Below are 13,222 nucleotides of genomic sequence, written 5' to 3'. Positions count from 1 at the left end.
TATTTTTACTTTATTGTTAATATTTCGCCAATATCTTAAAGATATTTTTTAATCATGTCTTCTATATTAGGAACTGTAGCATCATCTTTAGTAACTTCGTCTACTTTTTCCCCATCTTTGTATATAGCCATAGTTGGAAGACCTAATACTTTTTGTTTTATAGCTAATCTTCTAGCTTTTGTCGTATCCATCTTACAGAATTTTATTTTGTCCCCATAAGTCTCAGCTAATTTATGAACATCTGGCATTAAAGCTTTACAAGGCTCACAACCTTCACTCCAGAAATCAACAAATACAAAACCTTCTGCGTTTAAAACTTCTTCTTCAAATGTAGCCTTATCTAAATCTAACATTTTATTTTTCCCCCTTGAAATTTTTATTTTATTTTAAATATTATTTATTAAATTGAATTTACATACTTTTAGTTTCCAAACTTTTCATCAATGTATTTCTCAGCTACTATAGATGCAATTGCTCCATCATTAGTTGCAGTTACAACCTGTCTTAGAGTTTTAGATCTACAATCTCCTGCTGCAAATACACCTGGTATGTTAGTTTTCATGTCTTCATCAGTTATTATATAACCCTTTTCGTCCATATCAACTTTACCTTTGAATAAATCAGTTTGAGCATCTAATCCAACGAAAACAAATACTCCCATTGTTCCATCTTCTTCATCTGCAAAATATTCATGAGTTTCTCCAGTAATCTTGTTTTTAAATACTACTGACTCTAATATTCCATCACCTTTGATTTCTTCTATTACTGTATCTAATAAGAATTCTATCTTTGGATTAGCTTTTGCTTTTTCTTCAACACTCTTAGCACATCTAAATCCTTGTCTTCTATGTACAATTGTTACTTTTCTAGCAAATTTAGTTAAATACATTGCTTCTTCTAATGCACTATCTCCTCCACCTACAACAAACACTTCAAAGTCTTCAAAGAAATCTGCATCGCAAGTTGCACAATATGAAACACCTTTACCAGTAAGTTCTTTTTCCCCTGGGCAACCAATTTTTCTTGGAGTTGCTCCTGTTCCTATTATTACTGCTTTAGCTCTATACTCTGCTTTTTGGCCTTTTAAAACTTTTATATCTCCATCTAGCTCAGTATCCACAATGTTATCTCTTAGAATTTCTGCTCCAAACTCTTTGCATTGTTCAACCATTCTAGCTATTAAACTTGGTCCTGTTGCATTTGGAACTGACCCTGGATAATTTGCAATTTCATGTGTTATTACAATTTGCCCACCAGTTTTGTCTTTTTCTAGGATTAGAGTATTCAACTTTGCTCTTGCCCCATAAAGCCCTGCTGCAAGCCCTGCTGGTCCTGAACCAATTATTACTAAGTCATATACATTTTCCATTTTGACTTATCCTCCCCAATTAGATTTCTCATTTTATTTAATATTAAATTAGATTTAATATTTAGGCTGCTTTAATAACTTTTTAACAATTTTTTTTATTCATACTGCATTCTTTGTATTGTATTATAAAATATATCATAATCAATTACTCTAAAGTCGTCTTGAACACTTTCTGTCCATTTTGGAGTCTTTTTATTATTCTGAAATTTACTTGCAGTGATGATTGCTTCTTCAATTAAGGTTAAAGAGTTTATATCCAAACGATTTCCTCTCTTTAGTATAATAGTTCTATAAGGTGTTTCATTTGGTTTTACACTCCCATAGAGTGGATGAGATAAAAGTTCATATCCTTCATGTATCAAATCTCTACTTGCTTCTAAGATACCAATATAAGTTGTGTCTTTAAACAAAACTTCTCTTTCTTGAACTTCTTCTCTTACTTTTGGATTATTTGTAATTATTATCATTTTTTTACTCTCTTTCAATCTTTTATTTATTACTTGATAAATAAAAAACAGGAAAAACAAATCTCCCAATTTGTCTTCCCTGTTAAAATCATTTTCAGAGCCCCGTCCAAGTACAGTCATTTTTACCTGAGAATTTCATCTAATCTTTTGGGTAAATAGGATTAAATTTGTCCCTTCGGTCGCTTTTTATAAAGCAGTCTCCCATACTCTTCATCCGGATTATTAAGTTATCAGAAAATTGAAAATTAAGCAATTTATCCTTTATTTTCTATAAATAGCTTTTTTCTATCTCTGTTGACTTAAGTATATAAACATTCTATAAAATTTGCAATAGTTTTTTTATATGTATTTTGTATACATTTTTACTTTTTTTTCCAAGTGTTGATATTGCATATTTCCTGTATTTTCTTTTTTTTTTAAGTACAAACCTTTTTGGGTTTACTTTCTCAAACTGATTAAAAATATAACTATTTGTGTATCATCCCTTTGATTTTTACATATTCTTTAATTTTTCTTTTTTATATAGTAAAATTCTCATAATTTTTTATAATTTGCTATCATTTACTTCATCAAACCAAGATTTAACCTCCCCTATGATAGACTTAACACAGTCATTATCAAATGGTGAATGTAGATTTCCCACACTTACAATATCTAAAAATGATTTTGTTCCTCCAACTCTACAAATATTTATATAATCTTGCCATCCTGCATCTCTATCTTGAATCATTTTTTTCCAAAATTGTAATGCACAAAGTTGAGCTAGTACATAGTCTATATAATAAAATGGATTTTTAAATATATGACCTTGCTTAAACCACCAACACCCTCTATCTAAAAAAGAATTATTGTCATAGTTCCTATGAGGTAAGTATTTTTTCTCTAAATATCTCCATTTTTCTTTTCTTTTTGCTTTATCCTCATTAGGATTTTTATAAACATAATGCTGAAATTCATCAACAATTATTCCATAAGGTATAAATTTGACGGCTGTTGACAAGTGAGTAAATTTATATTTATCTGTATCTTCTTTAAAAAACAGATTCATCCATGGCCATGTTATAAATTCCATACTCATTGAATGAATTTCACAGCTGTCAAGTGTTGGAAAATTAATCTCTGGCATATCAATCCATCTAGACATGTATAACTGGAACGCATGTCCTGCTTCATGTGTTAATACATCTATGTCATCATAAGTTTGGTTGAAGTTAGAAAAAATGAATGGTGACTTGTAGTCTGGTATGTAGGTACAATAACCTCCTGCTCCTTTTCCTTTCTTTGTTTCTAAATCCATAAGTTCATTTTCTAGCATAAAATTAAAAAATTCCTCTGTTTCTTTTGAAAGTTCACTATACATCCTTTGCCCATTCTGAATTATGTACTTTGAATCACCTTTTAATCTTGCATTTCCTGTTAAAAATTCCACGTCTTCATCTATGTAACTTAAGTTTTCTAGACCAAGTCTTTTAGCTTGTTTTTTATAAAGCTCATTGGCCATTGGAACAACATATTTTAATACTTGCTTTCTAATATTTTCTACCATATCTTCTCTATAGTCACTTCTCATCATTCTGATATATCCAAGCTCTACAAAATCTTCAAAGCCTAATTTTTTAGATATCTTATCTCTAAGTTTAACTAATTTATCAAATATGTCATCAAATTTTGATTCGTTTTCTTCAAAAAAATTATAATATGCTTTGTTGGCCAATTCTCTTGTCTTCCTACAATTAGAGTACATAAACTTTCCCATACTAGATAAATTTCTTTCTTCTCCATCGAACATTATTTGTGCTGATGCTAAAAGTTTAGTATACTCTGAACACAATTTATTTTCTTCTTGCAATTCACTTATTATATCTTTAGAAAAACTTTTCAGAGAATAGTCTATTATTGTGAAAAATTGTTTTCCAAATTTTTTTATTAAATCACATTTAAACTTTGAATTTATTACAACATCATAAAAATAAGAATTTAACTCTTCATACAAAGGCAAATATTCATCCCAGTAATTTTTTTCCTCTTGATAGAATTTATTAAGTGTATCTATACTGTATCTTATTGATGCTATATTTGACAACGTTTCTATTTTATTTCTCAATAAATTAATCTTATGTATATTTTCTTGTTGTTCTTCATAGGTACAGGATTTTTTTATATCTTCTACACACTCCAAAAATTCTTTTTTTATACTATCATAATTGGGCCTTTCATACTTAAATTGTGAAAACTTCATTTAAAACGCTCCTTTGCAACTTTATTTTATATCTTTATATCATACTTTTATATCTTCGATATACATAGTTTTATATACTGCCTAAGTCTAATTTATAAATTATTATATATATTAAATATTCTTTACATTGTAATCATGTTGAATAATAACATATGATTGATATAATTACAATATTTTGTGATATAAAATCAACTACCATGTATATTATTAGAAAAACATTTATATAAAAACCGTAGCTTTTATAACAAATACTTCTATTTACATAACAATGCAAACGATATCATTTTTATAATTGATACTTACAAAACAATTAAAAATCTAATTTTTAAATATACATATTATATAGATAATATTTTTATCAAAAAATTAATATTATTAAACTTTCTAAATTGCTTATCTCTTGGTATAATAGTATACAAAACTAATCATATTTTCCACTGAAATTTTGTTCAACACTAGTTGTGTCAACGTTTTCACAGGAAAATTGAGTATATAATTTACTGGAGGTTGATATGTACAAATTAATCGCATTAGATATTGATGGAACAATATTAAACACACAAAAAAGGATTACTCCTGAGGTCTTTGATTCTATTCAAGAAGCAAAAAAGGCTGGTGCCAAAGTTGTTATAACAACAGGCAGACCTCTTCCTGGTGTAAAAGCACTTCTAAATCAATTAAACTTAACAGATGAAGGTGATTATGTTATATGTTTTAATGGAGCCGTTATTCAAGAAGTCAAGAGTGAAGAAATTATACATGATGTGGAAATGACTTTAGATGACTTTGATTTTATATATAATAACGTTTGTAAAAAATATAATACCAAAATACACATAAATACAATGACCAATTTAATTACACCAAACGAAATTCCTGGTAAGTATACTCTTCATGAAGCTAAATTAAATGATATAGATGTTAAATATATACAAAAAGATAAAATTGATGAATCTATTAAAATCTGTAAAATTATGATAGTTGATGAACCAGAAAGATTAGAAGAAATTATACAACAGCTACCTAAAAATTTATTCAATAAATATACTATAGTAAGGTCTGCTCCTTTTTATCTAGAGTTTTTAGGTAAAACTACTAATAAAGGAACTGCACTTAAGACATTGTGTACTAATTTAGATATTCCTATAGAAGAAGCTATTGCTGTTGGTGATGAAGAAAATGACCAACATATGATAAAGTATGCAGGTCTTGGTGTAGCTATGGGAAATGCACGTGATAGTATAAAAGAAATTGCTGATTATGTTACAGATACCAATAACGAAAATGGAGTTGCAAAGGTTATAAATAAATATATACTTAATAGAGCTATTTAAACATATAAAAAACTAAAAATACATCTTTAGCTTTAAATTCTATTTAATCTATATACTTGATAATAAAAGTATATAGATTAAATATTATCTAATATTTTTAGCTAAAGGTTGTTTTAGTTTTTCATATATGTATATCTAGAATAATACTTTTTGTTTCAATTTAAATATTTTATATGATTCTACTATTGCTTCATTAATATCTAAACAATATACATCATCGTCATCTGATAAACCAGATTCTTTTATCCAAGCATCAAAATCATTCTTCGTCCAGAAGAAATTCATTATATTTCAGCAACTTGCTGCCCAGTTTGAATATTTATCAAGATTTATATGAAGCACTCTTAAATGTGGGTTATTGACGTATTCAATTTTTTCGTTTTTTATAAAGATTTCTATTTCTTTCCCTGTAACACTACACATAGAATTTATTCTTACATCTTGATTAAATGTGCAAGAAGTTCCTATAGCATCTATAGCACACATTGCACTAAAACTTCGCCCATCGCTCAAAGTTACTTTATGATTAGTTGGTAATGCTGATACAGGATATATAAAATTTATACTATCTTCATCAACAACCATTATATTTTTATCAATAAAATATTGTAATGTATTTTCTATATATTCCTTTTCTAACTTCAAATTTTTACTTATATATTCAATCACTTCCTGAAGTGTAACACTAGAACCTTTATCTATTATTACATCCATAATAGATAGTCTTATTTTTTGTTGTACGTTATCCAAACTATTGTATTTTTCTATTTGACTCATATCTACTCCTCTTTAAACTTCATAACACTTCGATAAAGTATCAGTTAATCTATTCTTATATTCTTCATATTTTTTACTTCCTCTAACTCTAGGTCTTGGAATATCTATGTTTATATCGTCAATAACTCTTCCTTTATCTCTTGACATTACAATAACTCTATCACTCATATATACAGCTTCGTCAACATCATGAGTTACCATTAATGCAGTTATTTTCTTTTTTGTCCATATTCTTTCTAGCTCTTCTTGTAAGTTTTGTCTCATTTGAAAGTCAACTGCTCCCAATGGTTCATCCATTAATAATACTTCTGGATTGCATGCTAAGGCTCTTATCATAGCAACCCTTTGTTTCATCCCTCCAGATAATTGATGAGGAAACAATTTTTCTTTCCCTTTTAAATCTGACATAACTAAAAGTTCTTCTAACATTTCTTCTCTTTTTTCCTTTGGTATTTTCTGTTGTTTCATAGGAAATAGAACATTTCCTCTTATAGTTTTCCAAGGAAATAAAGCATAATTTTGAAATATGAAAGCTCTATCTATACCTGGTTTTTTAACTTTTTTATCATTTATAAAAACATCTCCACTTTCTGATTTTTGAAATCCACCTATTATAGTAAGTAGAGTCGTTTTTCCACACCCTGATGGCCCTAAAAGACAAACAAATTGACCATTTTCTATATCCATACTTATATCTTCTAAAACCTTTGTATGTACTTTATTATTTACAAATGTTTTATTTATATCTCTTACACTTAACTTCATTAATCTGCAAACCTCCATCTACAAAGGATTTTATTTATAAACTTTAATACTCTATCTATTATAAATCCTATTAAAGCTGCAAATATCATAAGCCCAATTAATACATCTGTATGCATTAATGTTTGAGCTTGTACCATTGAGTAACCGAGACCGGCACTCGTAGCTATAAACTCCGCTCATATAACAGACATCCATCCTGTACTTATAGCTATTCTTGAACCAGTTAGTATATCAGGAAGAGACGCTGGCACTATTACATTTGTAAATATTACAAATGGCGATGCCCCCATACTTCTAGCTGCATTATAATAATCTTTTGATATTGCTCTTACACCTTGAATAGTATTTAAGATTATAGGAAAAACTCCTGAAAAAGCTATTAAAAATATTGTTGGACCATCTCCTATACCAAACCATACTATAGTAAGAGGCACCCATGCCATTATAGGAACCTGTCTTACAGAATCTACGACTGGAGATAAAACTTTTTCAAAAGTTTTAGAAAATCCCATGATAAACCCTATTGGAAGCCCAAATAATAGCGCATACATAAACCCTTTGAGTACTCTCTGTAATGTTATAAAAAGATTAGTAACTGTCTCTACATCTGTTACACAATAAAAGAAACCTTTTATTACATCTACTGGCATTGGAAGTAATAAAGAGCTTCCTATATCTTTTGCCGCAAAATGCCAAACTGAAAATATAATGACTAAGAGTATTATCTTGTATAGAATATCCATACTACTATCAGATTTTTTCTTAGTTAATCTATCTCTTTTATCTTTAGAAACTTTAATTTCCAATTTCTTATTTCCTCCATATCTATATTTCTTATATTCTTGTACTCTTTCAGTGTATTCTTAAATGTAGATTCATTATTTAAAGCATCAACACTTTTATTGTAAAGTTTTATAAAATCACTATATGTTTTACTTTTTTTAAATTTTTTGCTTACAACTAAAACATAAGTATCATAATCTCCCAATTCAGTTGTAGATTTTCTTGTGCCTTCTAATCCGATTGATTTTATACAGTCTATTACAACACCATCTACTAGATTGCTTTCTAATCCATATGCTAATGCAGTCCCTAATAAAGGAGATATTTCTACATTTTCATAATATTTCTTCACTAATTTTGACTGATAATTTCTGTTTTGAATGATTCCAATTTTTTTAGGATTGCTATTACTTAATAAGAATACATCTGAATTTTGAACTACTGTGCCAACAATTTCAAATCCACTAGTTACATTTACATACTGTTTTGCGGCATCTTTACATATAATTGCTATATCTATTTCCTCTGAACTCAGAGCCCATTGCATTGTACTTGCTCAGCAATCATTAATTGTAAAAGTATCCATTACATCACTTACTTTTATATTTTCAAAGTAGTCTCTATTTACCATATAATTTATTACAAAACCAGAGGTATCATCGGATACCCCTATTCTTAGTTTTCCTTCTATTTCTTCTTTATCTTCAAAATTAAAAAATATTATAAATATACTTCCCAAAACAATAATAAAAAGTATTATTATATTTTTTATATTCTCCATTTATTTATAATACCTTTGCTTTCCAATCTTCATAACTCATACCTTCAGGAAACTCTGGATTAACTTTTTCTTTTATAAATTTATCAAAATCATCTGCTCCACAAGAATCCAATAAACTTGTATCAATTGTATCTTCATATTTAGGTATATCATCTAGTGCTTTTAAATCTTTATACATTTGTAAATTGTTTTTATATTCTTCTCCTGTAACTTTCCAAGTAAGTGTTCTACCTTCTCCAACTGTCTTTTTATAAATAGTTCTAAGTGCAACTTCTTCTTCTACATTATAATATTTTGCAAATATCTTAGCAGCTTCAGCTGGATTTGTATATATGTATTCTATTGCTTTTGTATGGGCTAGAACCAATTTTTTTGCTAAATCTGGATGTTCTTTTATAAAGTTTTTGTTTAATGAGAATGAACAACAGTTATATTCTTTACCATTAGCTTTTTCTTTATATTGAGTAGATGCTATTATTTTTCCTGCACCATCATTTTCAGCTACAGAACCCCAAGGGTCACAAGATGTAAATGCTTGTATTTTTCCAGTCTTAAGAGCTAAGTATTTATCTTTATCTGAATCCATATTTACAATTTCATATTTTGATGGGTCAGTTGGTAGACCTGTTTCTGGTCCATAATCACTTGTCCATAAGAAATCACTCATATCTGTTGCAATTTTTTTACCTAGTAAATCTTTAGGTTCTTTTATATCTTTTGAAACTATTAAATATTCAGAACCACCAGTATGATTATTAGCTGCTATTGTTATTGGTGAACCTTTAGGTATAGCCCCCACAAGACCTTTTGTTCCTATATAACCGGCATCCATTTTCCCTGCTGCCATAGCTTCAGGAACTTTACCATTTCCAACAGTTTTTACATTAAGACCTAAATCTTTATATATTCCAGCTGCTTCTGCTACTGGTCCAGCAGTCATATGGTCACAGTTATAATACCCTACTGTTATTGTATAATCATCCTTCCCAGCTTTTGCTTCTTCTTTCTCTTTTGGTTTACTACTACAGCCTGTTAGTATAGATGCCCCCATTACACTAACTAAGATTAATGCTTGAATCTTCTTAGATACTCTCATCTAAATTTCCCACCTTTGTGTATTATTTTTATTTTTAGCAACATTTGTCCATATCTTCTCCAAATAAATCAACAAACTTGTTGCCTTCTACCCTATAAATTGCATACCCTACATTACCATTCTTAGAACCTGATACAATTACTTCTATTGGTGGTTCATCATCAATATTTTTAAAATTTATAGTTTGATTCTCTATAGGTGCTGGTATTGGTTTTGTTATATAATGACTGTTTTTGTCAGAAACTACCACTACCATTTCATTTGAATTACTACCTTTTTTATATATAACTACTAAATCTTTTTTCCCATCATTATTTAAATCTTCTTCAGCACAAGTTATTATATTTTCTTTATGATTTTTTCTAAAATATTCCAATGTTTCTTTATTCACATTTGGAATAGAGGCATCTTCTTCAAGGTTATCATCCACTATCTTTGATAAAACTATTAATGCTACTACTATACAGGATATTATAACTATCTTTTTAAGCATGATTTCCTATGACCTCTTTCATTTTTGGTATTATTGATTTAAATGCAAATAAAATAATTAAAATCGTACACACATATTCAAAACTATCTGGTATATTTAACATTAGTTTATTTGCCAACTGTATTGAAGAATTTGTTGTATCTAAATTTACTGAATTGTCATTTACTAAAAGTAAATTTGTTATGTATCCAATTATTATTGAGGATAGTGTCAAAGTTACTGAATATATAATAACAGTTCTTTTCCCAATAAGTTTAAACATACTTATAAGTTCTGGTAAGTTTGTAGCTGCTCCAGCTATTAAAAACGTTATCGCTATCCCAGGAGAAGCTCCACTTGCAACAAGGGCAGCTATAAATGGAATATGTCCTACTGCACAAACATACATGACACATGCAAGTATTGCTATACTTCCAAGAGATATCAATCCTGGATTACCTAGATATTTTTGAATTATGCTATTTGGAAAAATTGTTGTTATAAAACCTGCAAAAAGCATTCCCATTACTACATATTTACTAATAGTAAGAGCTAACTCTCCAAAAGACCATTTAAGACCATCAATCAGATTTTCTATAAAACTTCTCTTTTCTTCTTCTAATTCTATTACATCTTCATCTGAATCATTATGCAAAGATAATTCTTCTTTTCCAAAACAATTTCCTAAAAATCCTACTAAAAATGGCACTAAAAAACCAGCTATTAGATAAATAATTGTAACTTTAGGCCCCAAAAGACCTAGACAAAGAACTACAGCTATTGGATTTATTATTGGAGTTGATGTCATAAAAGCAAGCACTGGTCCTAGGTATGCTCCGGAATAATACATACTTATACCAAGTGGGATTACTCCACAGCTACATATTGGTAAAAACATTCCTGAGATAGTGCTTTTAATCAAAGAAGAAAATTTCTTATTTCCAAGTTGTTTTTGAAACCTTTTTGGAGTTAAAACATTGTGAAGTACACCTGCTAATATAAAACTTATCATAAGCCATCCTGATGCTCCATTCAATGTAACTATAGAAGCTACTATAGTCTCTTTAATTCCATTTAAAACAATTTCTAATATATTCATTTTTGATACTCCTAATTTTAAACTTTTAACTATTATTTATAGCTTCTACTATCGCCTTTTCAATTGTATCTTTATTTAATCTGTCATATTTTTTTTTCTGATTTATTATTAAAGTTCCTTTTGTTATAATTCCATATTTTTTTACATATGAAAAATCTTTACCTGCCTGATACAGTTTCACTTCCAATTTATCAGTATACTTTTCTGACATTTTTTTTATAAACACTCCATGCTCATCACAAGATGGTCAAGTATTTATAAATTCAACTAAAACTTTAGACATTTGTTCATCCCCTACTCAAACAATTTATCCTTGACTTAAAATAATCCACAGAAAATAAGTTTTCCCATGGATTGTATACCAAACTGTTTTATAATGTTATGACTTGATCTATACCTGCACTACCTAAACAAGCATATAAGTTTGGAAAGCATCCAATCGTAGCCCCATCAACCAAGTTATTCTCTATCCCTCTCTCTATAGCACATTGGTCACAAGCCATTATTATCATATCCGTTTTTTTATGTAATTCACTTAGTTTTTCTCCTATTGGATTCCCTTTAGATAAGAATAATGTATTATCCATAAAGAAAAACATCCCTAGAACATCTACTCCATGAGTTCCTTGTTCTAATTGTGGTATTATCATTTTGTCTAAAATTTTATGTACATTAGTACTATTGAAGATATATGCTACTTTCATTTTTATTCCTCCATCCAATTCTTTCCTAAATTTTATACAAATTTTTACATATACAATTATATTATAAGTTCTTTTGTATTTATCTGTAAAATAGATAATAACTATATCATCAAAAGTGTATATAGTATTTTTCTATATAAATTAAATTATTAATTAAACTTTTCTATATTTTTATTAATTTTAATAAATAAAAGATAGACTCCATAAATTTACTATGTAAATTTATGGAGTCTATCTTAATTAAATTTATATCAATATCAAATTTATATATTTCTCAGATTTTTCATACTTATATCGAGAGCTTTGACAGAGTGTGTAAGTGCTCCTACAGAAACAACATCCACTCCAATTTTTCCTATAGATTCTATAGTATCTAAATTCACATTTCCAGAAAATTCTACAATTGCTCTTCCATTTATAATATCTATAGCTTGTTTTGCCATTTCTAAGCTCATATTATCCAACATTATTATATCTGCTTTTGCTTCTAAAGCTTCTTTTACCATATCTAATGTTTCCACTTCTACTTCTATTTTTCTAACAAAAGAAGTGTTTTTTCTAGCTAGTTCAACTGCATTTTTGACACCACCAGCGGCTCCAATGTGATTGTCTTTAAGCAAAATTCCATCAGATAAATTAAATCTATGATTACATCCTCCACCTACTTTTACAGAATATTTATCTAATATTCTAAGATTAGGTATTGTTTTTCTACTATCTAACAATTTTGTATTTGTACCTTCAAGCTTTTCAACATATTTACTAGTAGTAGTGGCTATACCACTCATTCTTTGTAAATAATTTAATGCTACACGTTCTCCTACAAGTAAATTTCTAGTATTCCCAGTTAATACAGCTATCTTTTCACGATTTTCTACTTTATCACCATCATTTTTATATAACTCTACATCTACATTTCCAAGTATCTCAAAAACCCTCTTAAATACACCTAATCCAGCTATTATACCATCTTGCTTACAAATTAAATCTACAGTAGACTTAGAATTTTCATCCACAATAGAATTAGTTGTTATATCTTCACTTGGAACATCTTCTATTAAAGCATCCTGTATCATTCTATCAATACTGAACCTCCCATGACTAAAGTCACAGGGTTCCTGTTTCACAGAATTTTGCATACTAAAATATGTCTTACCAATTCTCCACAGGCTATCCCCGTAGTTCCTACGGTTCTTACATAAGTTATTTATTTTAAACTGTTATTAGTCTTAGTCCTTCTTTTAGTATATTTATACTCGCATTTGTGTCTCTATCGTGAGTTACATTACAACAAGGACAAATCCATTCTCTTATATTTAAATTCTTAACTTCCTCA

At 28.6% G+C, this 13,222-nt stretch carries 16 protein-coding genes and 1 riboswitch; of the genes, 1 reads left to right on the top strand and 15 read right to left on the bottom strand.

Annotated elements, in window-relative coordinates:
- Positions 1-35: 35 nt before the first annotated feature.
- The 4 genes from trxA to Q3287_RS15625 form a co-directional block, all read right to left on the bottom strand.
- Entirely contained in the window at positions 36-353 is a 318-nt protein-coding gene (trxA, locus tag Q3287_RS15640) for a thioredoxin TrxA (protein WP_021385220.1), read from the bottom strand.
- 68 nt (positions 354-421) lie between these two features.
- Positions 422-1,369, bottom strand: a complete 948-nt coding sequence (gene trxB, locus Q3287_RS15635) for a thioredoxin-disulfide reductase (protein WP_021385149.1) — start codon at positions 1,367-1,369, stop codon at positions 422-424.
- Positions 1,370-1,464: 95 nt separating this feature from the next.
- Positions 1,465-1,836 carry a GrdX family protein gene (locus tag Q3287_RS15630; RefSeq protein ID WP_054270956.1) on the bottom strand — a complete coding sequence of 124 codons (372 nt, stop codon included), beginning with the start codon at positions 1,834-1,836 and terminating at the stop codon, positions 1,465-1,467.
- 103 nt (positions 1,837-1,939) lie between these two features.
- Positions 1,940-2,050, bottom strand: a riboswitch (glycine riboswitch).
- 330 nt (positions 2,051-2,380) lie between these two features.
- Positions 2,381-4,075 (bottom strand): M3 family oligoendopeptidase, encoded by a 1,695-nt coding sequence (locus Q3287_RS15625; protein ID WP_054277123.1) that lies wholly within the window; start codon positions 4,073-4,075, stop codon positions 2,381-2,383.
- 512 nt (positions 4,076-4,587) lie between these two features.
- On the opposite strand from Q3287_RS15625, the gene yidA reads away from it, so the two are divergent.
- Entirely contained in the window at positions 4,588-5,409 is an 822-nt protein-coding gene (yidA, locus tag Q3287_RS15620) for a sugar-phosphatase (RefSeq protein WP_054270958.1), read from the top strand.
- A gap of 135 nt (positions 5,410-5,544) precedes the next feature.
- Here the strand turns inward: yidA and saoL are convergent, their stop codons facing one another.
- The 11 genes from saoL to Q3287_RS15565 all read right to left on the bottom strand — a co-directional run.
- The gene (gene saoL, locus Q3287_RS15615; protein ID WP_243192665.1) at positions 5,545-6,186 is read right to left on the bottom strand and encodes a MerB-like organometallic lyase SaoL; all 642 of its coding nucleotides are present in this window, start codon (positions 6,184-6,186) and stop codon (positions 5,545-5,547) included.
- Between the two features lie 12 nt (positions 6,187-6,198).
- Positions 6,199-6,951, bottom strand: a complete 753-nt coding sequence (gene saoA, locus Q3287_RS15610) for an ABC transporter ATP-binding protein SaoA (protein ID WP_054270961.1) — start codon at positions 6,949-6,951, stop codon at positions 6,199-6,201.
- A complete protein-coding gene (gene saoP / locus Q3287_RS15605) occupies positions 6,951-7,757 on the bottom strand; it encodes an ABC transporter permease subunit SaoP (protein ID WP_243192666.1) in 807 nt (268 codons plus the stop codon). The genes saoA and saoP overlap by 1 nt, the downstream gene beginning before the upstream one ends.
- Positions 7,718-8,506 carry an ABC transporter substrate-binding (seleno)protein SaoB gene (saoB, locus tag Q3287_RS15600; protein ID WP_407964393.1) on the bottom strand — a complete coding sequence of 263 codons (789 nt, stop codon included), beginning with the start codon at positions 8,504-8,506 and terminating at the stop codon, positions 7,718-7,720. Before saoB ends, saoP begins: the two co-directional genes overlap by 40 nt.
- 13 nt (positions 8,507-8,519) lie before the next feature.
- Positions 8,520-9,611, bottom strand: a complete 1,092-nt coding sequence (saoX, locus tag Q3287_RS15595) for an ABC transporter substrate-binding subunit SaoX (RefSeq protein WP_054277130.1) — start codon at positions 9,609-9,611, stop codon at positions 8,520-8,522.
- Positions 9,612-9,645: 34 nt separating this feature from the next.
- Complete coding sequence (gene saoC, locus Q3287_RS15590) at positions 9,646-10,104, bottom strand: Cys-Cys-COOH (seleno)protein SaoC (RefSeq protein ID WP_407964381.1); 459 nt, start codon at positions 10,102-10,104, stop codon at positions 9,646-9,648.
- Complete coding sequence (gene saoE / locus Q3287_RS15585; RefSeq protein WP_407964380.1) at positions 10,097-11,182, bottom strand: efflux transporter SaoE; 1,086 nt, start codon at positions 11,180-11,182, stop codon at positions 10,097-10,099. The genes saoC and saoE overlap by 8 nt, the downstream gene beginning before the upstream one ends.
- A 25-nt stretch (positions 11,183-11,207) precedes the next feature.
- Positions 11,208-11,465, bottom strand: a complete 258-nt coding sequence (gene saoT, locus Q3287_RS15580) for a thioredoxin-like (seleno)protein SaoT (RefSeq protein WP_243192668.1) — start codon at positions 11,463-11,465, stop codon at positions 11,208-11,210.
- A gap of 88 nt (positions 11,466-11,553) precedes the next feature.
- On the bottom strand, positions 11,554-11,886 hold the full coding sequence (saoD, locus tag Q3287_RS15575; protein ID WP_054270968.1) for a DsrE-related protein SaoD: 333 nt from the start codon (positions 11,884-11,886) through the stop codon (positions 11,554-11,556).
- Between the two features lie 263 nt (positions 11,887-12,149).
- Positions 12,150-12,962, bottom strand: coding sequence for a carboxylating nicotinate-nucleotide diphosphorylase (gene nadC, locus Q3287_RS15570; RefSeq protein ID WP_074178553.1), 813 nt, complete (start codon positions 12,960-12,962; stop codon positions 12,150-12,152).
- 136 nt (positions 12,963-13,098) lie between these two features.
- On the bottom strand, positions 13,099-13,222 hold a 124-nt coding region (locus Q3287_RS15565; RefSeq protein WP_407964392.1), incomplete at its 5' end, for a zinc ribbon domain-containing protein.

This window comes from Clostridioides sp. GD02404, assembly GCF_045898275.1.
Lineage (GTDB): Bacteria > Bacillota > Clostridia > Peptostreptococcales > Peptostreptococcaceae > Clostridioides > Clostridioides difficile_A.
This window is presented reverse-complemented; position numbering and strand designations above follow the sequence as displayed.